Origin of the sequence: Nonomuraea sp. NPDC004580 (assembly GCF_040609855.1) — a bacterium.
In the GTDB taxonomy this organism is placed as follows: domain Bacteria; phylum Actinomycetota; class Actinomycetes; order Streptosporangiales; family Streptosporangiaceae; genus Nonomuraea; species Nonomuraea salmonea.
The window spans coordinates 78009-103713 of the sequence record NZ_JBEXLH010000013.1 but is presented as its reverse complement, the minus strand read 5'-3'; the positions used below and the strand labels follow the sequence as shown (position 1 = coordinate 103713).

Annotated in this window: 29 protein-coding genes, 2 tRNA genes and 1 other RNA gene; 14 read left to right on the top strand and 18 right to left on the bottom strand. The window is 70.2% G+C overall.

The features are described from left to right. Positions 1–8: 8 nt before the first annotated feature. Positions 9–848: a helix-turn-helix transcriptional regulator gene (locus ABZW11_RS16560; protein WP_355417534.1), complete on the bottom strand. Its 840-nt coding sequence runs from the start codon at positions 846–848 to the stop codon at positions 9–11. 196 nt (positions 849–1044) lie between these two features. Here ABZW11_RS16560 and ABZW11_RS16555 point away from each other — a divergent pair, with 196 nt between their 5' ends. Continuing rightward, positions 1045–1998, top strand: coding sequence for an NAD(P)H-binding protein (locus ABZW11_RS16555; protein WP_355417531.1), 954 nt, complete (start codon positions 1045–1047; stop codon positions 1996–1998). Here ABZW11_RS16555 and ABZW11_RS16550 read toward each other — a convergent pair. Both ABZW11_RS16550 and ABZW11_RS16545 read right to left on the bottom strand, forming a co-directional pair. Continuing rightward, complete coding sequence (locus ABZW11_RS16550) at positions 1995–3473, bottom strand: amino acid permease (protein ID WP_355417528.1); 1479 nt, start codon at positions 3471–3473, stop codon at positions 1995–1997. The genes ABZW11_RS16555 and ABZW11_RS16550 overlap by 4 nt on opposite strands. 67 nt (positions 3474–3540) lie before the next feature. Next, complete coding sequence (locus tag ABZW11_RS16545) at positions 3541–4842, bottom strand: MATE family efflux transporter (RefSeq protein ID WP_355417525.1); 1302 nt, start codon at positions 4840–4842, stop codon at positions 3541–3543. 283 nt (positions 4843–5125) lie between these two features. On the opposite strand from ABZW11_RS16545, the gene dnaB reads away from it, so the two are divergent. The 3 genes from dnaB (at position 5126) to ABZW11_RS16530 (ending at position 8037) form a co-directional block, all read left to right on the top strand. Beyond that, entirely contained in the window at positions 5126–7237 is a 2112-nt protein-coding gene (gene dnaB, locus ABZW11_RS16540; RefSeq protein WP_355417522.1) for a replicative DNA helicase, read from the top strand. Positions 7238–7315: 78 nt separating this feature from the next. After that, the gene (locus ABZW11_RS16535; RefSeq protein WP_355417519.1) at positions 7316–7543 is read left to right on the top strand and encodes a hypothetical protein; all 228 of its coding nucleotides are present in this window, start codon (positions 7316–7318) and stop codon (positions 7541–7543) included. Between the two features lie 44 nt (positions 7544–7587). Next, positions 7588–8037: a universal stress protein gene (locus ABZW11_RS16530; protein WP_355417516.1), complete on the top strand. Its 450-nt coding sequence runs from the start codon at positions 7588–7590 to the stop codon at positions 8035–8037. A gap of 3 nt (positions 8038–8040) precedes the next feature. Here ABZW11_RS16530 and soxR read toward each other — a convergent pair whose 3' ends face one another. After that, a complete protein-coding gene (gene soxR / locus ABZW11_RS16525; protein WP_355417513.1) occupies positions 8041–8526 on the bottom strand; it encodes a redox-sensitive transcriptional activator SoxR in 486 nt (161 codons plus the stop codon). 36 nt (positions 8527–8562) lie between these two features. Between soxR and ABZW11_RS16520 the strand changes: the two genes are divergently transcribed. Further along, positions 8563–9480, top strand: coding sequence for an SMP-30/gluconolactonase/LRE family protein (locus tag ABZW11_RS16520; RefSeq protein ID WP_355417510.1), 918 nt, complete (start codon positions 8563–8565; stop codon positions 9478–9480). A gap of 38 nt (positions 9481–9518) precedes the next feature. Here the strand turns inward: ABZW11_RS16520 and ABZW11_RS16515 are convergent, their stop codons facing one another. Together ABZW11_RS16515 and ABZW11_RS16510 are read right to left on the bottom strand one after the other, a co-directional pair. After that, on the bottom strand, positions 9519–10247 hold the full coding sequence (locus tag ABZW11_RS16515) for an ABC transporter permease (protein WP_355417507.1): 729 nt from the start codon (positions 10245–10247) through the stop codon (positions 9519–9521). After that, positions 10244–11149, bottom strand: coding sequence for an ABC transporter ATP-binding protein (locus ABZW11_RS16510; protein WP_355417504.1), 906 nt, complete (start codon positions 11147–11149; stop codon positions 10244–10246). Before ABZW11_RS16510 ends, ABZW11_RS16515 begins: the two co-directional genes overlap by 4 nt. 109 nt (positions 11150–11258) lie before the next feature. Here ABZW11_RS16510 and ABZW11_RS16505 point away from each other — a divergent pair, with 109 nt between their 5' ends. The 3 genes from ABZW11_RS16505 (at position 11259) to dnaN (ending at position 14522) form a co-directional block, all read left to right on the top strand. Next, positions 11259–12695, top strand: a complete 1437-nt coding sequence (locus ABZW11_RS16505; protein ID WP_355417501.1) for a histidine kinase — start codon at positions 11259–11261, stop codon at positions 12693–12695. Beyond that, positions 12692–13342, top strand: coding sequence for a response regulator transcription factor (locus ABZW11_RS16500; protein WP_355417498.1), 651 nt, complete (start codon positions 12692–12694; stop codon positions 13340–13342). Before ABZW11_RS16505 ends, ABZW11_RS16500 begins: the two co-directional genes overlap by 4 nt. Positions 13343–13424: 82 nt before the next feature. After that, positions 13425–14522: a DNA polymerase III subunit beta gene (gene dnaN, locus ABZW11_RS16495; RefSeq protein WP_355417495.1), complete on the top strand. Its 1098-nt coding sequence runs from the start codon at positions 13425–13427 to the stop codon at positions 14520–14522. Here the strand turns inward: dnaN and ABZW11_RS16490 are convergent. The 7 genes from ABZW11_RS16490 to upp all read right to left on the bottom strand — a co-directional run bounded on the left by ABZW11_RS16490 (position 14500) and on the right by upp (position 19077). Next, positions 14500–14967, bottom strand: coding sequence for a MarR family winged helix-turn-helix transcriptional regulator (locus ABZW11_RS16490; protein ID WP_355417492.1), 468 nt, complete (start codon positions 14965–14967; stop codon positions 14500–14502). The two genes, dnaN and ABZW11_RS16490, sit on opposite strands and share 23 nt — an antisense overlap. Positions 14968–15001: 34 nt before the next feature. Further along, complete coding sequence (locus ABZW11_RS16485; protein WP_355417489.1) at positions 15002–15676, bottom strand: FadR/GntR family transcriptional regulator; 675 nt, start codon at positions 15674–15676, stop codon at positions 15002–15004. A gap of 100 nt (positions 15677–15776) precedes the next feature. Continuing rightward, positions 15777–17120: a helix-turn-helix domain-containing protein gene (locus ABZW11_RS16480; RefSeq protein WP_355417486.1), complete on the bottom strand. Its 1344-nt coding sequence runs from the start codon at positions 17118–17120 to the stop codon at positions 15777–15779. Between the two features lie 96 nt (positions 17121–17216). Beyond that, entirely contained in the window at positions 17217–17750 is a 534-nt protein-coding gene (locus ABZW11_RS16475) for a PH domain-containing protein (RefSeq protein ID WP_355417483.1), read from the bottom strand. Then, positions 17747–17905: a hypothetical protein gene (locus ABZW11_RS16470; RefSeq protein ID WP_355417480.1), complete on the bottom strand. Its 159-nt coding sequence runs from the start codon at positions 17903–17905 to the stop codon at positions 17747–17749. Before ABZW11_RS16470 ends, ABZW11_RS16475 begins: the two co-directional genes overlap by 4 nt. A gap of 97 nt (positions 17906–18002) precedes the next feature. Further along, positions 18003–18227: a hypothetical protein gene (locus ABZW11_RS16465; RefSeq protein WP_345393042.1), complete on the bottom strand. Its 225-nt coding sequence runs from the start codon at positions 18225–18227 to the stop codon at positions 18003–18005. A gap of 211 nt (positions 18228–18438) precedes the next feature. Beyond that, positions 18439–19077, bottom strand: a complete 639-nt coding sequence (upp, locus tag ABZW11_RS16460) for a uracil phosphoribosyltransferase (protein WP_355417477.1) — start codon at positions 19075–19077, stop codon at positions 18439–18441. A 585-nt stretch (positions 19078–19662) separates the two neighbouring features. On the opposite strand from upp, the gene ABZW11_RS16455 reads away from it, so the two are divergent. The 4 genes from ABZW11_RS16455 to ABZW11_RS16440 all read left to right on the top strand — a co-directional run bounded on the left by ABZW11_RS16455 (position 19663) and on the right by ABZW11_RS16440 (position 21219). Beyond that, positions 19663–20172, top strand: coding sequence for a tRNA adenosine deaminase-associated protein (locus ABZW11_RS16455; protein ID WP_355417474.1), 510 nt, complete (start codon positions 19663–19665; stop codon positions 20170–20172). An 18-nt stretch (positions 20173–20190) separates the two neighbouring features. Then, entirely contained in the window at positions 20191–20667 is a 477-nt protein-coding gene (locus ABZW11_RS16450) for a tRNA adenosine deaminase-associated protein (protein WP_355417471.1), read from the top strand. Positions 20668–20681: 14 nt separating this feature from the next. Beyond that, positions 20682–21119, top strand: coding sequence for a tRNA adenosine(34) deaminase TadA (gene tadA, locus ABZW11_RS16445; RefSeq protein WP_355417468.1), 438 nt, complete (start codon positions 20682–20684; stop codon positions 21117–21119). 10 nt (positions 21120–21129) lie between these two features. Beyond that, positions 21130–21219 (top strand) — tRNA-Ser (locus ABZW11_RS16440). A 156-nt stretch (positions 21220–21375) separates the two neighbouring features. Here ABZW11_RS16440 and ABZW11_RS16435 read toward each other — a convergent pair. From ABZW11_RS16435 to ABZW11_RS16425, 3 genes are all read right to left on the bottom strand, one after another. Continuing rightward, a complete protein-coding gene (locus tag ABZW11_RS16435) occupies positions 21376–21672 on the bottom strand; it encodes a type II toxin-antitoxin system VapB family antitoxin (protein WP_345393030.1) in 297 nt (98 codons plus the stop codon). A 48-nt stretch (positions 21673–21720) separates the two neighbouring features. After that, complete coding sequence (locus tag ABZW11_RS16430; protein ID WP_355417464.1) at positions 21721–22542, bottom strand: neutral zinc metallopeptidase; 822 nt, start codon at positions 22540–22542, stop codon at positions 21721–21723. A gap of 73 nt (positions 22543–22615) precedes the next feature. Further along, on the bottom strand, positions 22616–23566 hold the full coding sequence (locus ABZW11_RS16425) for a neutral zinc metallopeptidase (protein ID WP_355417461.1): 951 nt from the start codon (positions 23564–23566) through the stop codon (positions 22616–22618). A gap of 98 nt (positions 23567–23664) precedes the next feature. Between ABZW11_RS16425 and ABZW11_RS16420 the strand changes: the two genes are divergently transcribed. After that, positions 23665–24306: a LysE family translocator gene (locus tag ABZW11_RS16420; protein WP_355417458.1), complete on the top strand. Its 642-nt coding sequence runs from the start codon at positions 23665–23667 to the stop codon at positions 24304–24306. Positions 24307–24387: 81 nt separating this feature from the next. On the opposite strand, the gene ABZW11_RS16415 is transcribed toward ABZW11_RS16420, so the two are convergent. Together ABZW11_RS16415 and ABZW11_RS16410 are read right to left on the bottom strand one after the other, a co-directional pair. Next, a complete protein-coding gene (locus tag ABZW11_RS16415) occupies positions 24388–24954 on the bottom strand; it encodes a hypothetical protein (protein ID WP_355417455.1) in 567 nt (188 codons plus the stop codon). A 444-nt stretch (positions 24955–25398) separates the two neighbouring features. Then, a tRNA-Ser gene (locus ABZW11_RS16410) sits at positions 25399–25483 on the bottom strand. A gap of 105 nt (positions 25484–25588) precedes the next feature. On the opposite strand from ABZW11_RS16410, the gene ffs reads away from it, so the two are divergent. After that, positions 25589–25684: signal recognition particle sRNA small type (ffs, locus tag ABZW11_RS16405), an RNA gene on the top strand. Positions 25685–25705 lie beyond the last annotated feature (21 nt).

Genomic DNA, 25705 nt, shown 5'->3' with positions numbered 1-25705 from the left:
CGAGGCGGTCACGCCACGCGGACGCCGAGCCGGGCGAGGACGGCGGCGCTCGGGCTGCCCGGTTGTGCGGTGTACATCACCAGGTGCAGGTCGGTGCCGGGCACGAGCAGGGTCTGGCAGTCGAGGTCGAGCTCGCCCAGACGGGGGTGGCGCAGCCGCTTGCGCAGCGTGGAGATGGGCTGGACGTCATGGTTGCGCCAGCTCGCGGCGAAGTCGGGGTCGTGCGCGGCGAACTCGTTGACCAGCTCGGCGAGCACGCGCTCGCCGGGGCGGCGGGCGCCGGCCGCGCGCAACCAGGCGGCGGACTGCCGGGCGAACTCGCCCTCAGCACCGGCCGGCGCCGAGCAGAGGGTGCCGCTCAGCCGGATCGCCAGCCGCACGGCGTTGCGCTCATCGGGCGGCAGCAGCCCGAAGTCGGTGATCAGCTCGGCGGCCGCGTCGTTCCATGCCACGATGTCCTGCCGCTCGTCCGCCAGGTAGGCCGGGATCGTCCCGAGCCCGTCGAGCAGCCTGCGGGCCCCTTCGGGCACCGGCCGCTGGACGGCGTCCTGGTCAGGCGGCACCTGCCCGGCCAGCCGCGCCAGGTGCTCGCGCTCGGCGGCGGTGAGCCGCAGCGCCGTGCCCAGCGCGGCCAGCACCTGCGGGGAAGGGCGCGGCGCGCGGGCCTGCTCCAGCCGTTCGTAGTAGCTGGTGGACACCCCGGCCAGGGCGGCGACCTCCTCGCGGCGCAGGCCGGGGGTGCGCCGGGCCCGGCGGCCAGGCGGGTGGACGGCCGAGCGCGGCACCTGCTCGGGGCGCAGCGCCTCCCGCCGGCGGCGGATGAAGTCGGCCAGTTCCCTTCTGCTCACCCTCCCAGGGTGGCACAGCGACGCCCGGCTCAGCCCCGCACCAGTGGTCCGGGGCTCAGCCGGCCGTTCCCCGCCGACGGCCGGCCGCCGAGGCTGGAGCGGTCACATCCCGCCGATTCCCTGGAGGCTGACCGTGCCAAGCACTTCCGCTCGATCTCACCCGCTACCCGAACCCGGTGGCCGACGGGGACGTCCGATGAGCGGCGTGCTGGTCACCGGCGGCACGGGGAAGACCGGGAGCGCGCTCGCGGCGCTGCTGCGCGGTGACGGCGTGCCGGTTCGCGTGGCCGTCCGCAACCCGCCCGCCGACGACCCGGGAGCGGTCCGCTTCGACTGGAGCGACCCCGCGACCCATCCGGCCGCGCTGCGCGGGATGGACCGGGTCTACCTGGTGCCGCCGGTGAACTCCGTGGACCCGCTGCCGCTGGTCGGCCCGTTCCTGGACGAGGCGGAACGGATCGGCGTGCGCCGGGTGGTGCTCCTCGGCTCCGCCGTCGAGCTGCCGGACGCCCCGGGCGCGCTGGAGCTGGCCGCACGCGTACGGGCCAGGCCAGGGTGGGTGGTGCTGCGCGCGTCCGGGTTCATGCAGAACTTCCTGCCCCCGCACCCGCTGGGCGAGCACATCCGGCGGCACGGCGAGATCCGCACCGCCGCCGGCGACGGCCGGCTGGGCTGGATCGACGCGCATGACATCGCAGCCACCGCCCGCGCCCTCCTGTCCGATCCCGACGCCGGCCAGGGCGACCACCTGCCGGCCGATTCCGGAGCCGAGCAGGGCGACCGGGCCGGCCACCTGCCGGCCGGTTCCGGAGCCGAGCGGGGCGACCGGGCCGGCCACCTGCCTGCTGAGCAGGGCGACTTCTTGCTGACCGGGCCGAAGGCGCTGAGCTATCAGGACGCGGCGGCGATCATCGCCGCTCGTACCGGCCGGCCGATCCGGGTGCGGCACGTCACGCCCGGTGAGATGGCGGCCGGTTACCGGGCCGGCGGCCTGCCGGAGGAGTTCGCCGCTGCCCTCGCCGCCGTGGACGCCGGTCTCGGCGCCGGCCGCGACGACGCGGTCAGCACGGCGGTGCTGGACCTGACCGGCCGGCCGCCCCGCTCCTTCGACGCGTTCGTCCGCGACCACGTGCGGGAGTGGCTGCCCTAGCGGCGGTGCCGGCCGCCGTGGGCGGGCCGCGCCGGTTCGGTACGCGGGCGGGCGAGGAGGCTGTGGCGGCGGCCGTACACGAGGTAGACGAGCAGGCCGAAGGCCATCCACAGGACGAACCACGCCCAGGTGAGCAGCCGCAGATTGATCATCAACCAGAACGTGGCGACCAGCGACAGCGCGGGCAGCAGCGGCGAGAGCGGCACTTGGAACCCCCGCTCCAGATCGGGCATGCGCCGCCGCATCACGATCACCCCGGCCGCCACGAACGCGAAGGCGAACAACGTCCCGATCACCACCAGCTCCCGCAGCGGCACCACAGGGACGAACTCCGCCAGCACGATCGCCACGGCCCCGATCACCAGCGTCACCCGTGTCGGCGTGTGGTAGCGGCGGCTGACCGTGGCGAGCCCGCGCGGGATCAGCCCGTCGCGCGCCATCGAGAACAGCACCCGTGTCTGCCCCACGATCAGCACCAGGATCACGGTGGTGAGCCCGAGCACCGCGCCGACGTCGATGACGTGGGCCATCCACCCGAGGTCGGCGGCCTGAAAAGCGCCGGCCAGCGGCGCCTGCTCGGAGATCCGCGTGTACGGGACCATGCCGACCATGACCAGGCCCACCGCGATGTAGATGACGGTGGCGATCACCAGGCTGCGGATCATGCCTTTGGGGATGGCCTTGCGGGCGTTCACGGTCTCCTCGGCCGAGGTCGCGACGATGTCGAACCCGATGTACGCGAACGCGATCGCCGAGGCCGCCGCGAAGATCCCGAACCAGCCGAACGCCTGCCCCTCCCCGATGAGGGTCTCCAGCACGGTCGCGGGCGGGCTGTCCAGCGTCTGCGGCGGGGCGAAAAAGTCGCCGAAGTTGGCCGCGTCGATGTGCGGCAGGCCGACGACGATGACCGCGCCGACGGCCAGGAGCTTGGCCGACACCATGATCCACAGGGCCCGCAGCCCGACTCTGGCGCCGAGCGAGACGATGCCGGTGAGCAGCACGAGGATGACGAGCACGAGGAAGTCCTGGGCCAGCCGCTCGTTCGGCACGCGTACCCCGAAGTTGGCGAGCGCGCCGACCGCGATCGCGCCCCACGCCCTGGCCACCAGCGCGGCGGCGAACTGCAGCTCAAGGATCAGCGCCCAGCCGATGATCCATGCCCAGACCTCGCCGAAGATGACGTACGTGAAGGTGTAGGCGCTGCCCGAGGTCGGCATCGTGGACGCCAGCTCCGCGTAGCACAGGCAGGCCAGCAGGCACGCGATGCCGGCGATCATGAAGGACAGGATCACACCGGGGCCCGCCGTCGTGGCGGCCTGCTCGCCGGCGATGCTGAAGATGCCGGCGCCGATCATCACGCCGAGTCCGAGCACCACCAGATCGGCCGGCCGGTAGACCTCGGCCAGGCTGTGCCGGGCGCCCGTACGCAGCCCGGTGGCCTCCGAAGGCGGCAGTCTTCGCAGAATCGTGGACAAAGCACACCCCGCTCAGGGAACGCGCCCACTCTGTCCCACCTCTTGGACGACGGCAAGCACGATACGGTTACGCGCCGGTCACCAGCCAAGCGGTGCCGGCGGCGCGGCGCACGAGGGTGACCAGGCGCGCCACCATCCACACGCCGAGCGCACACCACAGGGCGACCACGCCGAGCCCGGACGCGAGCAGGGCGGCCGGCAGGTACGCGAGCGTCGTCCACACCCCGGCCCACGCCAGGTAGCGCTGGTCGCCGGCGCCGATGAGCACCCCGTCGAGCACGAACACGATCCCGCAGATCGGCTGGAAGAGCGCCACCGGCCACAGCAGGTCGAGCAGCATCCCGGCCACCGCGGGCTCGGCGTCGAACAGGCCGGGCACCAGCGGCCTGGCCGCCAGCACCAGCAGGCCGAGCAGCGCGCCCGACCACAGGCCCCACGTGACCATGCGGCGGGTGGCGTCCCTGGTGGCGGGCACGTCGCCGGCGCCGAGCGAGCGTCCTGTGATGGCCTGGCCGGCGATCGCGATGGCGTCGAGCGCGAAGGCGAGCAGCGTCCAGACTTGCGTGGCCAGCGCGTACGCGGCCAGCTCCGCCTCGCCCATCCTGGTGGCGATCGCGGTGGCGGCCAGCAGGACGATGCGAAGGCACAGGGTGCGGACGAACAGGGCGATGCCCGCCGTACCGGCCTGTCTGACGCCGTACAGGGAGGGGGTGAGCGGGGTGCCGTGCCGGCGCGCGCCGCGCGCGACGACGACCAGGTAGACGGCGGCGCCCAGGGTCTGCGCGATCACCGTGCCCCACGCCGACCCCGCGATGCCCCAGCCCAGCCCCAGCACGAACCAGGCGTTCAGCGCGGCGTTCGCGGCGAACGACCCGACCGCCACCGCCAGCGGCGTCACCGTGTCCTGCAGCCCGCGCAGCACGCCGGTGCCGGCCAGCACGACCAGCATCCCGGGCGTGCCGAGCAGGCTGATCCGCAGGTACGTCACCGCCTGCCCGGCCTGCGTGCCGCCCGCGCCGAACCAGCCCACGACCTCCGGCGCCAGCGGCCAGCCCACCGCGATCAGCGCCACGCCGAGGCCGATGGCCAGCCAGATGCCGTCCACGCCGCTGCGCATGGCCCGCCCGTGCTCGCCCGCGCCGGTCCGCCGCGCGACCTGCGCGGTGGTGCCGTACGCGAGGAAGACGCACAGGTTCACCAATGTCGTCAGGACCGTGCCCGCCACGCCCAGAGCGCCGACCGCCGTGGTGCCGAGCCCGTGCCCGACGATGGCGTAGTCGGCGAGCAGGAACAGCGGCTCGGCCACGAGCGCCCCGAACGCGGGCACAGCAAGCCGCAGAATCTCCCGGTCTCTGGGTGTAATGGGCATTTGTCCATTATGGACATTACACGGCGTGTCACGCCAACTTTCTTTCCTCCACAGTCGGTGGATACCGTTCGCCCTGCTCAGCCGAGCTTCGGGGGATATCGGAAGGAGTTATCCCCAGCCCCGTCCACAGGCCGTTCACACCCTCGGGGCCCTCGTGCACAGGTTGACCACAGGGTTGTCCACAGGCCACGTTGCCGAGTGGCCAGGACTCCGCGAAACTGTCACACCGGTCGACTACAAGTGGGGGTGGTGCGGCCACCTGCTAGGTGCACGAGGGGGCGCGGTGAGCATTGACCAAGAGGCCGTCGGCAGTCCGGGGTTCGAGCGCACCCCTCCGCACAACATCGAGGCGGAGCAGTCGGTCCTCGGCGGCATGCTGCTGTCGAAGGACGCCATCGCCGACGTCGTCGAGATCCTGCGCTCCGACGACTTCTACCGCCCCGCCCACCAGATGGTCTACGACGTCATCACCGACCTCTACGGCAGGGGCGAGCCGGCCGACGCCGTCACCGTCTTCGACGAGCTGCAAAAGCGCGGCGAGATGGCCCGCGTGGGCGGCGCCGCCTACCTCCACACGCTGACCGCCGTCGTCCCCACCGCCGCCAACGCCGGCTACTACGCCAAGATCGTCCGCGAGCAGGCCATCCTGCGCCGCCTCATCGAGGCCGGCACCCGCATCGTCTCCTTCGGCTACGGCGGCCAGAACGAAGAGGTCGACGACCTGGTCGACCGCGCCCAGGCGGAGATCTACCAGGTCACCGAGCGCCGCACGTCCGAAGACTACGCGCCGCTCGCCGACATCATGCCCGGCGCGCTCGACGAGCTCGAGGCCATCGGCAGCCGCGGCGGCCAGATGGTCGGCGTCCCCACCGGCTTCGCCGACCTCGACCAGCTCACCAACGGCCTGCACCCCGGCCAGATGATCGTCGTGGCCGCGCGTCCCGCCATCGGCAAGGCGCTCGCGCTCGACACCCCGCTGCCCACACCCGCCGGCTGGACGACGATGGGCGAGGTCCGGGAGGGCGACCTGCTCATCGGCGCCGACGGCCGGCCCACGCGCGTGGTCGCGGCCACCGAGGTGCTGCGAGGGCGGCCCTGCTACGAGGTGGAGTTCGCCGACGGCACGGTGATCGTGGCCGACGCCCATCACCAGTGGCTCACCAGCCACGACGGGGGAGAGGCGCGGGTCCGTACGACGGAACAACTCGCCCGAGGCCACACGATCGCCAACCCCCGCCCTCTGACCCTCCCCGAGCAGGACCTCCCCGAGCCCCCCTACACGCTGGGCGCCCGCCTGGCCGCCGCGCTCCCGGACGGCGGCGCGCGCATCCCCACGGCCTACCTGCGCGCGTCCGAAGACCAGCGCAGGGCCCTCCTGGCGGGCCTGCTCGACACGGCGGCCACCATCGACGCCGCAGGAACGGTGCACCTCGACCTCACGGACGCCGGTCTGGCCGAGGAGGTCCGCGAGCTGATCCACAGCCTCGGCCACACGGTGGCCATCTGCGAGACGGCGGTCACGTTCACCCCGCCCGACAAGGTCTTCCAGCGCCGCACCGACGCCAACGCCCGCATCGACACCGCCGCCGCCACCCTCCACCGCACGATCACGGAGGTCCGCCCGGTGCCCTCGGTGCCGGTGCGCTGCGTGGAGGTGGACAACGCCGACCACCTCTACCTCGCCGGCCGCACCCTGATCCCCACCCACAACTCCACGCTCGGCCTCGACTTCGCCAGGTCGGCGGCGATCAAGCACGGCATGACCACGGTCATCTTCTCCCTGGAGATGTCCCGCAACGAGATCACCATGCGTCTGCTGTCCGCCGAGGCCCGCGTGGCCCTCCACCACATGCGCTCCGGCATGATGGGCGACGACGACTGGACCCGCCTGGCCCGCCGCATGAGCGAGGTGGCCGAGGCCCCGTTGTTCATCGACGACTCGCCCAACATGTCGATGATGGAGATCCGCGCCAAGTGCCGCCGCCTCAAGCAGCGCAACGACCTGCGCTTCGTGGTCATCGACTACCTCCAGCTGATGAGCTCCCCGAAGAAGGTCGAAAGCCGCCAGAACGAGGTCTCGGAGATCTCCCGAGCCATCAAGCTCCTGGCGAAGGAGCTGGAGGTCCCGGTCATCGCGATCTCCCAGCTCAACCGAGGTCCGGAACAACGCACCGACAAGCGCCCACAAGTGAGCGATCTACGTGAATCGGGAAGTATCGAGCAAGATGCTGACATGGTCATCCTTTTGCACCGGGAGGATGCGTACGAGCCGGAGTCGCCTCGGGCGGGTGAGGCGGACCTGATCGTGGCCAAGCACCGTAACGGCCCCACGGCCACGGTGACGGTCGCCTTCCAGGGTCACTACAGCCGGTTCGTGGACATGGCCCAGCACTGAGCCGGCCGCTCGGCAGCGCGCACGCCTCCCACCGATGAGTTCTGTGCGCATCCGTGGTCGATACGGGCGAATCGACCGGTGCGCGCGGCCCGTACCGACACCGCGGGCGCGTACATCGTGGACGCGGATGGAAACGTTCTGGAGACCCACCGCGCGGACGACCACGGCGGCGACGGGTTCATCGCGGACATAGAGATCCTGTCCGGGGACCTGTCCCGCGTGCTCTACGACGACACCAGGGACGGCGTCGCGTACGGACTTCGGAGCTGTGACCCAACAGACAAGTCGCCACGGAATGGCGGGTGATCGCCTCAGTGCTCTACGAGAGGACTGAAGCGAAGGGAAACGCCATGACCATCCTCGTCGCCTACGACGGCTCGGCCGACGCGCGCGGCGCGATCGAGTTCGCCGCCGAACACCTCACGGCCGAGCCCGCGCTCATCGTCACGGTCTGGGAGCCGCTGCTCGTCCAGCTCAAGAAGTATCCGCTGGCCGCGGGGGCCATCGACCCCGGCACCGAGGACGAGGCGCACGCCCAGGCGGAGCAGCACGCCAAGGAGGGCGCTGAGCTGGCCGTCGCGTCGGGGCTTTCCGAGGTCACCTACCGGGCCGTGGCCGACAACGAGTCGATCTGGAAGACGATCGTGGACGTGGCCGACGAGATCGACGCCTCGCTGATCGTGACCGGCTCGCGGGGGCTGGCCGGCGTACGGTCGGTGCTGCTCGGCAGCGTCTCCAACCACGTGCTGCACCACTCCCACCGCCCGACCCTCATCGTCCCGCCCGCTCCCGGAAACTGAGGGTCAGGACGCGCAGCGCTGCTGGGGCGGGCACAGGCGGGTGTCCATGCGGCGCGCGCCGGGCCCCTCATCGCCCAGCCGGTCGTACGGGTTCGCGACGGGGCACCGGTCGAGCGACAGGCAGCCGCACCCGATGCAGTCGGTGAGGTCGTCACGCAGGCGCTGCAGCTGCTCGATCCGGTCGTCCAGCTCGCCGCGCCAGGCCGCCGACAGCCGGGCCCAGTCCTCGCGGGTGGGGGTGCGTTCGTCGGGGAGTTCGCTGAGGGCGTCCTTGATGACCTTGAGCGGGATGCCGATGCGCTGCGCCAGTCTGATGAAGGCGACCCTGCGCAGGCTGTCGCGGGGGTAGCGGCGCTGGTTACCCGCCGTACGCCGGCTGGTGAGCAGGCCCTTGGCCTCGTAGAAGTGCAGGGCGGAGACGGCGACGCCGCTGCGCTCGGCGAGCTGCCCGACGGTGAGCTCCTTGGTGTTCCAGGCGACCTTCGTCATACCTCGACATTACTTCAGGATCGTAGGGTGGTCGCCATGACGGACACGATCCCCACTGAGTTCGAGGTCCTCGACGAGCGCATGGCCGCGATCGGCGGCGACACCACGATCGAGATCCTGTACACCGGCACCCGCTGGGGCGAGGGGCCGGTCTACTTCCCGGCCGGCCGGTTCCTGGTCTGGAGCGACATCCCGAACGAGCGCATGCTCCGCTGGGACGAGATGACCGGCGCGGTGGGCCCGTTCCGCCTGCCGTCCGGCTACGTCAACGGCAACACCCTCGACCGCGAGGGCCGGCTGATCTCCTGCGAGCAGGGCCCGCGCCGGGTCACCCGCACCGAGCACGACGGCTCCATCACCGTCATCGCCGACCGCTGGCAAGGCAGGCGCTTCAACAGCCCCAACGACGTCGTCGTGCGCTCCGACGGCTCCGTCTGGTTCACCGACCCCCCGTACGGGATCCTCAGCGACTACGAGGGCGTGGCCGCCGAGCAGGAGATCGACGGCTGCCACGTCTATCGCGCCGACCCGGTGACGGGCGAGGTGCGGCGGGTGGCCGACGACTTCGACCGCCCCAACGGCCTGGCGTTCTCGCTGGACGAGCGGCACCTCTACGTGGCCGACACGCGGGCCAGGCACATCCGCGTCTTCGAGGTCCGCGACGACGGCACGCCGGCGAACGGCAAGGTGTTCGCGACGGGCGGCGAGGCGGACGCGTACGACGGCCTGCGCCTCGACGACAAGGGCCGGGTGTGGGCCGCGGCCGGCAAGGCCCTGCTCTGCTACGACCCCGACGGCACGCTGCTCGGCCGCCTGCGCCTGCCCGAGCCGACCGCGAACCTGGTGTTCGGCGGCCCCAAGCGCAACCGGCTGTTCATCGCGTCCGCGACCTCGCTGTACTCCCTGCTGACCAACGTCACAGGAGCGCGCCCGGTGTGGGCCACCGGGCGCTGACTCCTCCCGCCGCGCCCCCGCGACGGCGGGTGCGCGGCTCACTCCCATCGGAAGAGCCGTACGGCGAGACCGCCGAAGACGACCAGCCCTGCCGTCACCACCACCAGGTGGAGGACCTGCGGCGGGTGCCCGGCCCACGTGTCCCTGAGCGCCGCGGCGAACGGCCCGGCCACCGAGTAGTCGCTGATCGTGCGCAGCACGTCCGGCATGACGTCGCGCGGCACCCACATCCCGGCGAGGAACATCAGCGGGAACATCACCGCGGACCCGATGCCGGGCGCGACCTTGGCGTTGGGCGCCAGGGAGGCGATGACCAGCCCCATGGCGAGCAGCGCCGCGGTGCCGAGCAGGAACACCAGCACGAACCAGGCGAGCTGCCGCGGCGGCGCCGAGCCGAACACCGCCGTCCCCGCCACGATCAGCAGCGCCGTGGAGACCGCGCCGATGCCCAGGTTGATCAGCAGCTGCACCCCCAGCATCTGTCCCGGGCCGACCGGGGTGGTGGACATCCGCCTGAGCACCCCCTGCTCCCGGTACGTGGTCAGCGTCGCGGGCAGCACGCTGCAGGCCAGCGTCAGCAGCGCGAGCAGCACCATCATGCTCGGCCACTGCGCGTCCACGTACCGCTCACCGCCCGCGCCCGCCTCGGTGAAGAACGGGATGCTGAGCCCCAGCACGACCAGCAGCGCGAGTGGCAGCCCGATGGTGAAGAACAGCAGCGGCCACTCCCTTAGGTGCAGCCTGGTCTCCGTGACGAGCAGCTTCATGACAGCTTCCTTCCGGTCAGCGCGAGGAACGCGTCGTCCAGCGTGGCCTGCTCGATGCGCAGGTCTCCCGGGACGATCTGGTGGTGGGCCAGGGCGAGGGTGACGGCGGGCGCGAGGTTGCCCGAGCCGCTGACGATGACCTGTTCGCCGCTCCTCGTGACCTCGCGCACCTCGGGCAGCGCCAGCAGGACGGCGTCGTCCACCGGCGCGGACGGGCGGAAGCGCAGCCGCTGGTCGCCGCCCACCTGGGCGATGAGCCCTTCGGGGCTGTCGGTGGCGACGACGCGGCCGGCGTCGATGAGCGCGAGACGGTCGCAGAGCCGCTCGGCCTCCTCCATGAAGTGGGTGACCAGCACGATGGTCACGCCGGATGCGCGCACCTGCTCGACCAGCTCCCAGGTGTCCCTGCGGGCCTGCGGGTCGAGCCCGGTGGTCAGCTCGTCGAGCACGGCCACGCGCGGCCTGCCCACCAGGGCCAGCGCCACGGAGAGCCGCTGCCGCTGCCCGCCCGACAGGTTCCTGAACGTGGTCTCGCGCTTGCCGCCGAGTCCCACCCGGTCGATCAGCTCGTGCCAGTCGGCGGGGTCGGGGTAGAAGGAGGCGTACAGGTCGAGCGCCTCACGTACTTTGATCTTCTCCGGCAGCGCGGCGCTCTGGAGCTGCATGCCGACCACGCGGCGCAGCTCGTCGCGGTCGGTCGCCGGGTCGAGGCCGGCCACGCGTACGGTACCGCCGTCGCGCTGCCGCAGACCGGCGACGCACTCGACGGTCGTCGTCTTGCCGGCCCCGTTGGGCCCGAGGATGCCGAAGATCTCGCCCTCCGCCACCTCGAACGACACGTCGTCCACCGCGAGGTGATCGGGGTACTGCTTGCGCAGGTTCCTGACCTCGATGATTTTCATGACGTTGACGCTAGGGACCCGGCTAAGAAGGCGGAATGCCGCTGGATGCCCGGCAAGGGTGTACTTAGGTGCAGTGACCAGCCCCCTCCCGGTGGCGCAGACTGATGTCATGCTCAAGAGGTACGGTCACGTCGTCACGCTGCTGGCACTCGGTGTCCTGCAGGTGCCCATGATCGTCGCCAGCGGTCTCCTGCTGATGCTGTCGTTCGCGCTCGGCATGGTGTTCCTGTATCCGACGCAGGTGATGATGGTCCGGCGGATGGCCGAGCTGCACCGCAGGCTGGTCACCGAGCGGCTCGGCGTCACCATCGAGTCGCCCTACCTGCCCGCGCCCCCGCCTCCCGTGCCGCAGCCCGACGGCTTCTACCGCGCCGACCGTACGCTCTACAAGACGCCCCGCGTGCCCGAGTGGAACAACCGGTTCAAGTGGCTGCTCGGCGACCCGGGCACCTGGCGCGACCAGAGCTGGATGCTGCTCGACCCGCTGGTCAAGCTGCTGCTCCTCCCGGCGCTCCTGCTGGTGCCGAGGCGCGGCCTGCCGATCTACGCCCGCTGGTGCCGGCTGCTGCTGGACGCCACCGCCGCCAGCCGCCTGGCCGGCCAGGTCAGCCATCTCACGCGCACCCGCAACCTGGCCGCCGACTCCCAGGCGGCCGAGATGCGCAGGATCGAGCGCGACCTGCACGACGGCACGCAGGCCAGGCTCGTCGCCATCGGCATGACGCTGGGCGCGGTCGAGGAGCTCGTGGACAAGGACCCGGCCGCGGCCAAGGCGCTGCTGGCCAGGGCCAGGGACGCCTCGTCGGAGACGCTCACCGAGCTGCGCAGGGTCATCCGCGGCATCCACCCGCCGGTGCTGGCCGAGCGCGGCCTGATCGACGCCGTACGCGCCCTCGCCATGGACCACCCGCTGCACGTCACCGTGGACGCCGACCTGCCGAAACGGGCGGAGGCGCCGGTGGAGGCGGCGGTCTACTTCGCGATCAGCGAGCTGCTGACCAACGCCGCCAGGCACGGCGACGCCCAGAAGGTCAGCGTGGACATCAGCGCCCACGGAGCCGACCTGCGCATCACGGTCATGGACGACGGCATGGGCGGCGCCGACCCGTCCAAGGGCAGCGGCCTGTCCGGCATCGAGCGGCGGATCGCGGCCTTCGACGGCGTGCTCGCCCTGCACAGCCCGCCGGGCGGCCCCACCACGGTCACCATGGAACTGCCCCGCGTGCTGCCGGTGCCCGAGGCCGCGGCCCGCAAGATGCCGCGCTGGAAGATGGTCGTCGTGACGGCCCTCTGGGCCACGGCCTGGTGCCCCACCTTCCCCCAGGGGATCGTGGCGGCCGTCTTCAAGATCTTCAACGTCGAGGAGAAGACGTGGTTCCTCGCCCTGCACCTGCCGCTGCCCTGGCAGTGGCCGACGATCATCGGCATGATCGCGGTAGGTGTCTTCATGCACGTCATGGCCATCCGCATCCCGGCGACCCACGACCACGGGCGTCTCATGCAAGACTTCTCCCCGCTCACGCTCGTCAGGCCCTGGAAACCATGAACCGCGTCCTCATCGCAGAAGACCTCTACCTGCTCCGTGACGGCCTCGTCCACCTGCTGCAGGCCCACGGCTTCACCGTCGTCGCCGCCGTCGAGAGCGGGCCCGAGCTGCTCAAGGGCCTGCTGGAGCTGCGCCCCGACGTCTCCATCGTCGACGTACGGCTGCCGCCCACCCTCACCGACGAGGGCCTGCAGGCCTCGCTCACGGCCAGGCGCCAGGTGCCCGGCCTGCCCATCCTCGTGCTGTCCCAGCACGTCGAGCAGCTCTACGCCCGCGAGCTGCTGGCCGACGGCTCGGGCGGCATCGGCTACCTGCTGAAGGACCGCGTCTTCAACGCCGAGCAGTTCATCGACGCCGTACGCAGGGTCGCCGCAGGCGGCACCGCCATGGACCCGGAGGTGATCGCGAAGCTGCTGGCCAGCAACGCCAGGCGGGAGCCGCTCGGCGGCCTCACGCCACGCGAGCGCGAGGTCCTGGAGGCCATGGCGGAGGGACGCTCGAACGCGGCGATCTCCCAGCGCCTCTATCTGAGCGAGAGCGCCGTGGCCAAGCACACGGCCTCCATCTTCGCCAAGCTCGGCCTGGCGCCGTCGGACGACGACAACCGGCGCGTGCTCGCCGTGCTCGCCTACCTCAACAGCCGCTGACCGCCTGTCCCCGAACTGCGCTGAGTTGTCGGTGGCACCGGCTATTTTCATAGGGCAGGCGGCGACGAGAAGGTGGTATGAGGTGAAAATCCGGGTTAACCGCGATGTTCTGGCAGATGCGGTGGCATGGGCTGCCCGAGTCCTGCCCAGCCGACCCGTGGTGCCCGTGCTGTCCGGGCTGCTGCTGGAGGCGACCGACGAGCTCACCCTGTCGGCGTTCGACTACGACGTCTCCGCGCGCGCCGCGATCGAGGCCGAGGTGTCCGAAGAGGGCCGCGTGCTCATCCCCGGCAAGCTGCTCGCCGAGATCAGCCGCAGCCTGCCCGCCGACGACGTCGAGCTGGTCACCGAGGGCGCCGAGGCGGTGCTCACCTGCGGCAGCGCCGAGTTCGGCCTCATCACCATGCCGGTCGAAGACTTCCCCGCCCTGCCCGCCATGCCGCCGGCCATCGGCGCCATCGGCGGCGGCGTGTTCGCCTCCGCCGTCGGCCAGGTCGCGCCGGCCGCCAGCCGCGACGACACGCTGCCCATGCTCACCGGCATCAGGGTCGACATCGAGGGCGAGTCGGTGGCCATGGCCGCCACCGACCGCTACCGCATCGCCGCCCGCGACTTCACCTGGCGTCCGGCCGCCCCCGACGTCGCCGTCTCCGCCATGGTGCCCGCACGAGTGCTGGTCGAGGTGGCCAAGTCGCTGCGCGGCGGCGAGGTCTCCGTGGCCATGGGCGACGGGGTCGCCGGGTTCGAGAGCGTCGGTCGCAGCACCACCGTGCGGCTGCTCGACGAGCAGTTCATCGACTACCGCGCCCGGCTCACGTCCGAGTGGTCGATCAGGGCCGACGTCGCGGTGGCGCCGTTCGTCAACGCGATCAAGCGGGTGGCCCTCGTGGCCGAGCGCAACACCGCGGTGCGGCTGTCGTTCAGCCAGGGGCAGGTGCTGATCCAGGCGGGCGGCGGCGACATCGGCCGCGGCACCGAGGTCGTGCCGTGCGAGCTGCGCGGCGACGACATCCAGATCGCCTTCCAGTCGCAGTTCCTGCTCGACGGGCTCACCGGCATCGAGACCGAGCTGGCCCGCATCAACCTCGAGTCGCCCACCAGGCCCGCGCTCATCCAAGACGTGCCGGGCGACGCCCAGCCGGCCTTCCGCTACCTCGTCATGTCCCTGCGTCAGACGTGAGCGCCGCCTGACGGGCGGCGACCAGCCTGAAGACCCGCTTGAACTCCGCGTACGCCTGCTCGCCCACGGCCCGCGCGTGGGCCGCCTCCAGGTCGGCGAGGATGGCGTCGGAGCGCGCGATGAAGTCGCGCCCCCTCTCGGTGGGCACGATGAGCTTGGCGCGCCGGTCGGCCGGGTCACGCCGGCGCTCCACGTAGCCGAGCTCGACCAGCTCGTCCACCAGCGTGCCGATCACCTGCTTGTGCCGGCCCGAGCGCGCGGCGAGGTCCGTCGCGCGGCTGCCGTCGTCGTCGAGGTAGGCCAGCACGGCGCCGTGGCGCGGCCGCAGCCGCGGGTGCCCCTGCTCGGCAAGCGCGGCGAACAGCTCCCGCTGCAGCCCGAACAACGTGCGCCCGCTCAGCATCCCCAGATCGGGGTCCTCCTGGGTGCGCCGGCTCCTGTCCATGCTCCCCGTGCTCCCCGCGCTCCCCGCGAGCGGGTCAGGACTCGGTGAGCGCGATGAGGATGTGCTCCATGCAGGCGTGACCGGCCCGCTCCGCCGCCGCGGCGTCGCCGGCCGCGATGGCCCTGGCGATGGCCTCGTGCGGGATGTAGTTCTTGTTCAGCGACGTGCCCGCGGCCGTGATGCTGGCCCGCAGGGCCGCCGAGAAGTCCTCGTAGAGGTCGATGAGCACGAGGTTGTGGGTGGCGTGCGCGACCGCCATGTGGAAGGCCAGGTCGGCCTCCACGAAGAAGTCGGGGTCGTCGAGCTCCCAGGCCCGCTCCCGCTCGGCCAGCGCCGCCTCGATGCGCCGGATGTCCTCGTCCGTACGCCGGGTGGCGGCCAGCCGGGCGGACTCGACCTCCAGCGCACGGCGCACTTCGAGGATCTCCAGCTGCTCCGCCTGGCGCAGCCGCCGCAGCATCGCGCCGGACAGCTCGCTCGTCGCGCGGACGTAAGTGCCGTCCCCCTGACGGCACTCGAGCAGCCCGGCGTGCGTGAGCGCGCGTACGGCCTCCCGAACGGTGTTGCGACCCACTCCGAGCTGCTCGGCGAGCGCGGTTTCGGTCGGGATCTTGCCGTTCATCGGCCACGACCCTGAGGTGATCTGCTCCTTGAGCTGATCGATCACCTGGTCGACGAGCGAAGCCCGCTGCGCCGTACGCAGACTCACAGTCCGCCTCCTCCGGGAAAGCCAATCATCCTATGAGTCAATGACTGGTAGACCCTAATTATTCCAGACTCAATAGGCCAAATCTGGAGCTCCCGGAGGGTCAGCGAGAAACTGTGGCGTCAATCCTCACCCCCGCCATGGCGGAGCGAACTCCGGCAGCTTCGAGGGCTTTACGATATGCCGCCGTCTGAAGTGCTCTGGACTCGCCCCTGCCATAAAGGTCGCCCAGCTCACGCCAGCACCGCGCGGCCTGCCGATCGGAGCCGAACACCGGCCGGTCGAGGGCCTCGAGCAGCTCATACGCCTCGCGCAGCTGCCCGGAGGCGTCGCCCGCCTGCTCGTAGGCGACGGTCGCCAGCACCAGGTGCGCCTCGGCCGCGGTGGTGCCGCTGCCGTCGTGGTCGAGCCCGGACGCCTTGACGGCCAGCTCCCCCGCGCCCACTAGGTCACCGGTGCGCAGCTTCACCCGCGCGTGGACGATCAGGCTCTCGCCGTATTCGCGCGCCGTGGCGGGGAAGACGGAGAACGCGCTGACGGCCTCGCCGGCCAGCCGCTCGGCCTCTTCGATCGGTCCCACGCCCATCCTGGCCCAGTGCATGGCGGCCCTGGCCAGCACCAGCGCGAGCCGGGTCGGCCGCCCGGCCATGATGGCGTCGTCGGCCAGCGCGACGGCCAGCGCGGAGTCCTCGCCCGCCGCGGCGGCGGCACTCGCGTGCCACAGAGCCCGGATCTCAGCGGAACGGTCCACAACCTCAGGCACACTTGCCGTGTCGAGCACCCGCTTGACGTAGGCCAGCGCGGGGGAGTCGGTCTCGCTCTCGCCACGCGCCTCGATCAGCGCCGCGGCCAGCTCGACGGCCAGCTCGCCCTGGGTGATCCGCAGCCGCTCGGCCTGCGCCAGCGCCGTGGCCGCGAGGTCGCGGGCCCGCAGCCGGTCGCCGGCCTGCTGGTAGCAGCGGCTCAACGCGATCGTGAGCGGCAGGTCGGCCAGCCGCTCAGGATGAGCCGCCGCCTCTCTGCGCAGCCGTTCGAACGCCTCCACCGCCTGGCCGAGCCGCCCCTGGGCCTCGAGGGCACGCGCCCTGCCGAACCGCGCCTGCGCGGTCAGCATCGCGTTCTCCTCGTCCGCCGCCTTCACGATCTCCGTGAACCGGTCCGCGGCGGTGGCGGGGTCGCCGTGCTGGAGCTCGAGCTCGGCATGGCGCAGGCCGAGCTCGGTGTCGATGCGCTGGCGAGGCTCGATCCCGTGAAGGAGGAACTCCGTCGTGCATCCGAGCCGCTCGGCCAGGAGCCGGGCAACCACAGGAGTCGGCGTACGCTTACCCGACTCAATGAGCGAGACATAACTGTCCGACAGGTCGGGTCCGGCCAGCTGGGCCTGAGACATCCGCCTGTTCAGCCGCAATCCACGGACGCGGTCACCGATGGTTCCCTGACTCGGCATCTCATCTCTCAAGGCGGGGAAGGGTCAACAACACGCAATGATTGCATGAAGTAGCCGAATCTGGTATCCCCGCGTGAAGAATTTGCCACGTCGAGATTAATCGTCCCCGTCGTCCTTGCCGGGGAAAAGCATCTGGCAGACCTCTAGGTAGAGCGTCTCCGGATACGGAATGTATTCGACCGTTGACAGAGCCTGATCCTGACCGGCCGATTCGAGGATGAACTCACCGTAACCGAGCATGCGCCCAAGCAGAGATCTTTGGAAGCTCATGTCGGTGACCTTGCCCAATGGCATCATCGCGACCTTGCGCGTGATGAGGCCGGTGGTCAGCAGCATTCGCTTGGACGTCACCACAAAGTAATCGACCGACCACTCCGCGACTTTCCATACGAAGCGGATCAGCAACAGCAGCCACAACCACCAGACGACGACCAGGGCCGTGCCGCCCGCCTCGCCGCCGCCGAAGAATCTGCTGAGGAGCCCGGCGACGATGAGGCCGCCGAGCACCTCGGCGACCGGGCGCAGCAGAATGGCGGGATGCCGCCGCACCATGATGACCTGTTGTTCCTGGGGGAGGAGGTAGCGGTTGACCGACGATGGAGCGGAGTCCCCGTGGGTCACAAGTCTCATGAGAGGCTGTTCACGAATTGAGCCAGCGAGTCGGCCGCGTTGAACACCGTGTCGAACGCTCCCTTCACCGCGTCCGCGGCGTCAGCTGGTCGCGCGAACAGGTAGTACGCAACAAATGCGATACCACCGTATGTGAGGACCTTTTTGACCTGCACCGTCGCCTCCGTACCACTTACCCACTCCACCCGCCCTATACATTACCCACCCGGATGCCGGGGTAAAGGTAACTTGGCAGGGAAGTTCTGATCTTGCTTAGCCGCGATCGCTGGCCACCAGAGCCAGGACGTGTAGATGTTTGCGCGCGATGCGCTCCACGAGGCTCGGATGGGCGTAGCCGGTGACCTCCAGCGCGCCGTAGTGCGCCGCCTCCACGCAGCGCGTTACCGTGGTCGCGGAGTGGATGCCGGCGAACTCGTCGCACAGCACCGTCTCCACGTCGGCGTACGGAGTCGGGTCCGCCTCGGTGTGCTCGCTCATCGTGCCCCCACGCGCATGCGGAAGATGCCTTCCAGTCTCTTCGTACCCACCCAACCACAGTATGTAACGAAGTGATGACGTGTCGTGACGGGTCGTGGACTTTTCCGGGAGAACTTTCCCGCCTGGATGGGCGCCGCTCCGGAGGGAGCGGTGCGCGGGGAGGCTTACGGGGGCGGGGTGTGGACGTGTGGGGTGAGGTGGGGAAAGTGCGTCAGACGACGCCGTAAAGCCGGTCGCCGGCGTCACCGAGCCCGGGAACGATGTAACCGTTCTCGTTGAGCCGCTCGTCCAGGGCCGCCGTGACCACCCGGATCGGCTTGCCGGAGTTGGCGAACACCTTGTCCATGTACGCCAGCCCCTCGGGGGCCGCCAGCAGGCACAGGGCCGTGACGTCGACCGCGCCCCGGTCGAACAGGAACTGCACCGCCGCCGCCAGCGTGCCACCGGTGGCCAGCATGGGGTCGACGACGTAGCACTGGCGCCCCGACAGGTCGTCGGGCAGGCGCGTCGCGTACGTCTCGGCCTGCAGCGTCGACTCGTTGCGGATCATGCCGAGGAACCCGACCTCGGCCGTCGGCAGCAGCCGCATCATGCCGTCGAGCATGCCCAGCCCGGCCCGCAGGATGGGCACCACCAGCGGGTACGGCTTCGCCATCCGCACCCCCTCGGCCTGCGCCACCGGCGTCTGCACGGTGACCTCGCTGACCCGGACGTCGCGCGTGGCCTCGTAGGCGAGCAACGTCACCAGCTCGTCCGCGAGCCTGCGGAAGGTGGGCGAGTCGGTGCGGACATCACGCAACGTGGTGAGTTTGTGAGCCACGAGCGGATGATCGACGACGAGGGTCTCCATGGCACCCAACGCTATCTCCTGCCCAACCCTGCTATCGACCCCCCACCAGCCCCCCAACCCCCGCACCAGCAGCACCGAAAGAAGCGACCTCCGCTCCTCCGTGGAGGACGGAAGGTACCGCGTTCCGGGGAGCGGCCTTCCCTCCTCCGTGGAGGACGGAAGCCTCACGTTCGGGAGAGCGACCCTCCTCTCCAAGAAACGGAGAGCCCCGCGTCTGGGGGAGCGGCCTCCTCTCCAAGAAACGGAGAGCCCCGCGTCTGGGGGAGCGGCCTCCTCTCCAAGGGGCGGAGAGCCCCGTGTCCGGGGGAGTGGCCTCCTCTCCCTTGCCAAGGGACCGAGGGTTTCGCGCCCGGGAGAGTGGCGGGCGTGAGGGTGGGGGTGCTGGGCCGGCGCCTTCCCCTCCCGCTTCCGACGGCCGGAAACCGTCGCGCCCGGTGAGAGTCGAACGTGACGGGAGGGGTGCGGGGGCATCAGATCTTTGGTTTTGATCACAATTTGGTCGGAGAGGCACACGCCCGGTGGCCGGTTCTGGAACGATTGGGTCCTGGTGATATCTGTCGTGTCAGAGGTCGGGTGGGGATGGCGATGACAGACGAAGACGCTCTCGACTTCGCCATCGTGGTTTATCGCGAGGACGACTGCTGGCAGGCCGAGCTCCTGCCGGTCACGCTCACGTCCGACCTGCACGGGCTCATCCATGCCCTGAAGCAGCAGCCGAGCGAGAGCGGCACGATCGGGCTGGTCGCGGTCGGCGACGAGTTCTTCGTGGCGCTCAGGGTCATCGGCGACCGGGTCGACGTGTTCCTGTCCGACATCGCCGCCTCGTGGGACTTCCCGCTGGCCCGCCAGGTCCTCCACTACCTCGACGTCCCCGTGCCGGACGAGGAGGAGCTCGACGAGATCCTCCAGGACGAGGAGACCGTGCTCCCCGCAGGAGATCTGTCGATCTTCGCCGATCTCGGGTTGGACGAGATGGAGCTGGGCATCCTCTCCGGCGACATTGACCTGCTTCCCGAAGATGTGCTGTCCAGCATCGCCGCGCGGCTGGGGTTCTCCGAGCCGTTCGAGCGTGCCATCGAATCGGTCTTCGGCTGACCCCCCTGGAGCGCGGACATGGCGTCCAACACCTTCTCAGCGGCCTTCGTCAGGACCTCCGACGGCTGGAACGGTGCCGAGGTCGATCTCGGGGACGTCGAGATCGTCGACGACTTCGGTGACGCCGTCACGGAGACGCTGGGACTCTCCGGCGACGAGCTCGCCCTGCTGTGCGTCGAGGTCGAGGACGAGTGGTTCGCGATCGCCCGCTATCACGGCATCGAGGAGCCGCGGGTGTTCCTCTCCGACGTGCACGCCGTCGTGGCCGACAACCTCGGCGAGCTGTTCGCCGAGTTCGCCGGGGTGGCGCCCGACAAGGAGGGCAACGGTCTCGGCGTACGCCCGGCGGGCGACTTCGAGCTGCTCAGCGACCTGGGAGTGAGCTCCGAGGAGCTGCTTGAGCTGAGCATGGAGGAGGGCATGCTGCCGGCCGACATCCTGTCGGTGATCGCCGAGCGGCTGTCGTTCGCCGACGAGCTCGACCGGTTGCGGTGACGTACGAGGACGCCATGCGTCTGGCCCTGGCGGAGGCCGGCTCGGCCGCCGCGAGGGGTGAGATCCCCGTCGGCGCCGTCGTGCTCGACGAGCACGGCGAGGTGCTGGCCAAGGCGGGCAACGACCGTGAGTCCACCGCAGATCCGACGGCCCACGCCGAGGTGCTCGCGCTGCGCGCGGCCGCCGCGCGGCGCGGTGAGTGGCGGCTCGGCGGCTGCACGCTCGTGGTGACGCTGGAGCCGTGCACGATGTGCGCGGGCGCCGCGGTGCTGGCCAGGGTGGAGCGGATCGTGTACGGCGCCACGGACGAGAAGGGCGGCGCCGTGGGCTCGCTCTGGGACGTCGTACGCGACCGCAGGCTCAACCATCGGCCCGAGGTCGTCATGGGCGTGCTCGCCGAAGAGTGCGGTGCGGCCCTGAAGCGGTTCTTCGCTACGCGCAGGATCCGGTAAGCTCTTCCGCGGTGGTGTCGCCTAGTGGCCGAGGGCGCACGCCTCGAAAGCGTGTGATGGGGCAACTCATCCGTGGGTTCAAATCCCACCACCACCGCCACGCCGAAGGGCCTCCGAGATCTCGGGGGCCCTTTCGCATGTCCGGGTCAGGCGGCGGGCGACAACCGTAATCGTATTCACCGGTCGTTCACGGCCGGAAAAATGATGTTGGCGGAAAAATCAAAGGGGCGCCGCGAGATTCGCGACGCCCCCTTTCTCAGTTGGGCAGTTCGAGGACCCTGGCGTGCAGGATCGATCGTTGGTGCAGCGCGGCCCGCAACGCTCGGTGCAGGCCATCCTCCAGATAGAGCTCGCCCTGCCACTGCACCACGTGCGGGAAGAGGTCCCCGTAGAACGTGGAGTCGGCCGCGAGCAGCGAGTGCAGGTCCAGCATGGCCTTCGTGGTGATCAACGAGTCGAGCCGGACCTGCCGTGGAGGGATTTGGGCCCAATCGCGGTTCGTCAGACCGTGGTTGGGATAAGGGCGTCCGTCGCCGACTAGCTTGAAGATCACCCCCCCGATTTTAGGAGAAAATCCGATTCCTCGCGTTGTCCGGTCGCGTCAGGCCGGGTTCTGGAGATCGCAGTCGGTGGGTGCGCCGTTTTCGTATCCGCGCTTGAACGCGGCCACGCGCTGCCGTGAGCTGCCGTGGGTGAACGATTCAGGATCGATTCTTCCGGTGGTGCGCCGCTGGATTCTGTCGTCGCCGACCGCCGCCGCGGCGTCGAGCGCCTCGGAGATCTCGGCAGAGGTGAAGGGCTGCTCGTAGAAGCCGGTGCTGACCGCGTTGCGGGCCCAGACGCCGGCGTAGCAGTCGGCCTGCAGCTCGACGGCGACCGAGCTGCCGCCGTCGAGGGCGCCGAGGAGCTTCTGTACGTGGTGTCCGTACTCGTGGGCGATCACGTACGCCTGCGCGAAAGGTCCGCCCTTGGCGCCGAACTGGGAGTGGAGCTGGTCGAAGAAGCTGAGGTCGAGGTAGACGCGCTGGTCGCCGGGGCAGTAGAAGGGGCCGGCGGAGGAGCTCGCGGAGCCGCAGGCGGTCCTTAACCGTCCCGAGTACAGGACGGTCTTCGCCGCCCGATATCCGGAAATTTCCTGCTTCCAGTAGTCCTGGATGCTGTTGACCACGCCCACCACCCGGCACTTCTCCGACTGGTCCGCGTCCTTGCCCTTCTGACACCGCGCCGACAGATCGGCGGGCGGCCTGCCCTGGCCCGGCTCGGCGCTCACGTTGTTGAGGACGAACACCAGCACCAGCACGATCAGGCCGACGATCCCGCCACCGCCGACCACCACACCTCCGGGGAAGCCGGAGAAGCCGCCGCCCCCTCCCGCGTCCTCCACCTGCGAGGCGTCGAGGTCCGCCTGGTCCCTGAAGTCCATGCTGACATCCCTTTCTGGGGTATTGCCCGCAGGACAGACTGCCCCGAACCAGGACCGCTCTATCGAGCCGTGCTCAGATCCGCCCGGAGAACGTGTCGCACCGCTGGGGGTCGCCGCTGTCGTACCCGGTGCTGAACCACTTCTCGCGCTGCTCCGACGTGCCGTGCGTGAACGCGTCCGGTGTCACGCGGCCGTGGGAGCGCCGCTGGATGCTGTCGTCGCCGACGGCCGCCGCCGCGCTGAGCGCCTGCTGGATGTCGTTCTGCGAGAACGGCTGCTCGTAGAAGCCGGTCTTGACCGCGTTGCGGGCCCAGACTCCGGCGTAGCAGTCGGCCTGGAGCTCCAGACGTACGGAGGGGCTGTCGGCGCCGGGCCTGCTGTCGCGGCCCAGCTGGTCCATGGTGCCGAGCAGGTTCTGTACGTGGTGCCCGTACTCGTGGGCGATCACGTACGCCTGCGCGAACGGCCCGCCCTCGGCCCCGAAGTCGCGCTGGAGCGTGTCGAAGAAGGTCAGGTCGAGGTAGACCCGGCGGTCGGCCGGGCAGTAGAACGGCCCCACCGCCGAGTCCGCCGCGCCGCAGCCCGTCTCGATGGCCCTGGTGAACAGCACGGTCTTGGCCGGCCGGTACGTCTCCCCGCCGTCGCGCAGCGCCCGCCGCCAGTACGTCTGGATGCTGTTGACCGTCCCGACCACCCGGCAGTCCTCCGACTGGTCGGCGTCGGCGCCGGTCTTGCAGCGCTCGGCCAGGTTGCCGGTGGCGGGGGCACTCGGCGCCTGGCCGCCGCCCTGCCCGCCCGGATCGCCCTGCTCGCCAGGATCTCCGGTGAAAGACGTCGGGATGATGCCGAACAGGAACATCGCCCCCAACGCCAGGATCAGCAGCAGACACCCGCCGCCCCGGCCGCCGATCGGCAACATGCAGCCGCCGGGCATCCTGCCGAACCCGCCGCCGGGCCGCGGGCCCGACGCACGGGCGTCCTCGACCTGCGACGGGTCGAGCGGTTTGTCGTCGTCGAACTGCATCGAAGCCTCCGATCGCAGTCCTGCCCCGTAGTGGAGTCATTACGCAAGGTAACATTCACGGGCACGATTTTTCCCGATATGTCAGTTACTCTGCCGCTATGACTGCTGGCTTGATCGGGATCGCGCTGGTCTCCCTCGGTTTGGTGCTCACGCCCGGGCCCAACATGATCTACCTGGTGTCGCGCTCGATCACCCAGGGCCCCAAATCGGGGTTCATCTCGCTGATCGGGGTGTTCCTCGGGTTCACGACGTACCTCATCGCGACCTGCCTGGGACTGACGGCGGTCTTCGCGTACGTACCGGCCGCCTACACCGCGCTCAAGCTCGCCGGCGCCGCGTACCTGCTCTGGCTGGCCTGGAACGCCGTCCGCCCAGGCGGCGCCTCCGCCTTCGAGCCGCGCGAGCTGCCCGTCGAACGCCCCCGCAAGCTGTTCACGATGGGCCTGCTGACCTGCCTGCTCAACCCCAAGATCGCCATTCTGTACCTGTCGCTGCTCCCGCAGTTCGTCGACCCGTCGATGGGACACGTCCTGCTGCAGAGCATCGCGCTCGGCTCGGTCCAGGTCGCCATCGGCACCCTGGTCAACGGCCTGATCGTGATCACGGCCGGCAGCCTCGCCGCGTTCCTCGCCCGCCGCCCCGGCTGGGTCCGCGTCCAGCGCTACCTCACCGGCACCATCCTCGGCGCCTTCGCCGTCACCATGGCCACCGACCGCTCCAAGGCCATCGTGGCCTCCTGAAAGCTCACGAGGAGAGTGCCGCGCGCAGCAGGTCGGCGTAGGCGCGGCGGCGGTCGGCGGGTTCGCGTGTCCGGCCGGACGTCAGCAGTTGAGGGCGACGGTGGTGAGAGGGCGGCCGGTACCGGGGTCCAGGGGGATGAGGAAGTGGCGCTCGTCGTTGACCCGGATTTCCAATGACCTCGCCCCCGTCCACCTGACCGACTCGTAGGCATCGGCGGGGTCGTCGCCGTTGAAGCAGGCGACGTGCCACTCCCTGCTGAAGAGCCCGTGGTCCCTGCGCAGGCTGAGCCATGTGATGCTGTCCGGCCCGAGCCCGGCCATCGACCGCTCGAGTCGGACCCGGTACGAATCCGGTCCGTCGACGAAGCCGATGTCCTCTTTCGAGCCGAGTGCGGCGAAAAACAGGCCTATGAGCAGCACACCACTTCCGGCCAGCCCGGCGAGGATGATGACCAGCGCCCGTAGCCACTTCCACCGGAGCCCGAGTGCGGCCAGCGCGATCAGCGTGCAGGCCAGCACGCTGAACGCGAACGGATGATCGAGGTGCTCCCGCAGGAGCACCAGGCTCGAGTCCTGGACGTACACGAAGGCCGCGAGGCCGCCCAATAAGAGCGCGGCGATCAGCAGCACGAGCGAGCGAGCAGGCATCGGGGATCCCATCGACGAGGCGCTGTCAAGATCATGACATCACCGCGGCCGGACCTCACCGAGAGCTGCACGTGTGTTCCACCAATCCCGGGAGCCAGCCGGCCGGCGGTTCTGCGATGGAGCGGTCGAGCTAGACGGTCTCCACACCCCTCGGCCGGAGGACGCGGACGGGTATCGGCCACTTCGCGCGGGGGGCGGTCTTGCAGTTCGTCACGCGGTACTTCAGCTGGAGTCCGATGCTCTCGCCGGGAAGAACGACGTACGGCCCTCGCCGTTCGGGATTGAGCAGCTTCAGCCCTGGCCCGTTGCGTCCGATCCCGACGACGGTCACGGCCTCCTTGCCCGCGTTGACTTGCAGGCCCGCTACATGCGGCCGGGGCTGGAGACGACGAAGGGGCCGACTGGGTAGGGTCGGCCCCTTCGCGTTACTGCCTCAACCAGGCGCGGAGGATGGGGGATTTGAACCCCCGATAGGTTGCCCTATACACGCTTTCCAAGCGTGCGCCCTCGGCCACTAGGCGAATCCTCCGCCGACGAGCTTACCGGAATTCCGGAGGTGCCAAGACCATGAATTTCCGGCCGGGCGGGTTCGCGCGGGGTGGAGCGAGCACTGCGGCATCCGGCTAGACTGTTCAGGGACCCCTCGCGCGGCGTCATCCTGTGAACCTCCCCAGGGCCGGAAGGCAGCAAGGATAAGCGGGCTCTGGCGGGTGTGCGGGGGGTCTCTTCGTTGAGAGCCCCCTCGAAGGCG

Coding starts and splice junctions, on each gene's coding strand:
- ABZW11_RS16505 (WP_355417501.1), top strand. CDS start 11,259: ATGCTCAAGAGGTACGGTCACGTCGTCACGCTGCTGGCACTCGGTGTC.
- ABZW11_RS16420 (WP_355417458.1), top strand. CDS start 23,665: ATGACTGCTGGCTTGATCGGGATCGCGCTGGTCTCCCTCGGTTTGGTG.
- ABZW11_RS16475 (WP_355417483.1), bottom strand. CDS start 17,750: ATGAGACTTGTGACCCACGGGGACTCCGCTCCATCGTCGGTCAACCGC.
- ABZW11_RS16545 (WP_355417525.1), bottom strand. CDS start 4,842: ATGCCCATTACACCCAGAGACCGGGAGATTCTGCGGCTTGCTGTGCCC.
- ABZW11_RS16450 (WP_355417471.1), top strand. CDS start 20,191: ATGGCGTCCAACACCTTCTCAGCGGCCTTCGTCAGGACCTCCGACGGC.
- ABZW11_RS16490 (WP_355417492.1), bottom strand. CDS start 14,967: ATGGACAGGAGCCGGCGCACCCAGGAGGACCCCGATCTGGGGATGCTG.
- ABZW11_RS16530 (WP_355417516.1), top strand. CDS start 7,588: ATGACCATCCTCGTCGCCTACGACGGCTCGGCCGACGCGCGCGGCGCG.
- ABZW11_RS16500 (WP_355417498.1), top strand. CDS start 12,692: ATGAACCGCGTCCTCATCGCAGAAGACCTCTACCTGCTCCGTGACGGC.
- ABZW11_RS16510 (WP_355417504.1), bottom strand. CDS start 11,149: ATGAAAATCATCGAGGTCAGGAACCTGCGCAAGCAGTACCCCGATCAC.
- soxR (WP_355417513.1), bottom strand. CDS start 8,526: ATGACGAAGGTCGCCTGGAACACCAAGGAGCTCACCGTCGGGCAGCTC.
- ABZW11_RS16520 (WP_355417510.1), top strand. CDS start 8,563: ATGACGGACACGATCCCCACTGAGTTCGAGGTCCTCGACGAGCGCATG.
- ABZW11_RS16465 (WP_345393042.1), bottom strand. CDS start 18,227: ATGAGCGAGCACACCGAGGCGGACCCGACTCCGTACGCCGACGTGGAG.
- ABZW11_RS16480 (WP_355417486.1), bottom strand. CDS start 17,120: ATGCCGAGTCAGGGAACCATCGGTGACCGCGTCCGTGGATTGCGGCTG.
- ABZW11_RS16430 (WP_355417464.1), bottom strand. CDS start 22,542: ATGGACTTCAGGGACCAGGCGGACCTCGACGCCTCGCAGGTGGAGGAC.
- ABZW11_RS16515 (WP_355417507.1), bottom strand. CDS start 10,247: ATGAAGCTGCTCGTCACGGAGACCAGGCTGCACCTAAGGGAGTGGCCG.
- ABZW11_RS16555 (WP_355417531.1), top strand. CDS start 1,045: ATGAGCGGCGTGCTGGTCACCGGCGGCACGGGGAAGACCGGGAGCGCG.
- tadA (WP_355417468.1), top strand. CDS start 20,682: ATGCGTCTGGCCCTGGCGGAGGCCGGCTCGGCCGCCGCGAGGGGTGAG.
- ABZW11_RS16425 (WP_355417461.1), bottom strand. CDS start 23,566: ATGCAGTTCGACGACGACAAACCGCTCGACCCGTCGCAGGTCGAGGAC.
- upp (WP_355417477.1), bottom strand. CDS start 19,077: ATGGAGACCCTCGTCGTCGATCATCCGCTCGTGGCTCACAAACTCACC.
- ABZW11_RS16415 (WP_355417455.1), bottom strand. CDS start 24,954: ATGCCTGCTCGCTCGCTCGTGCTGCTGATCGCCGCGCTCTTATTGGGC.
- ABZW11_RS16455 (WP_355417474.1), top strand. CDS start 19,663: ATGACAGACGAAGACGCTCTCGACTTCGCCATCGTGGTTTATCGCGAG.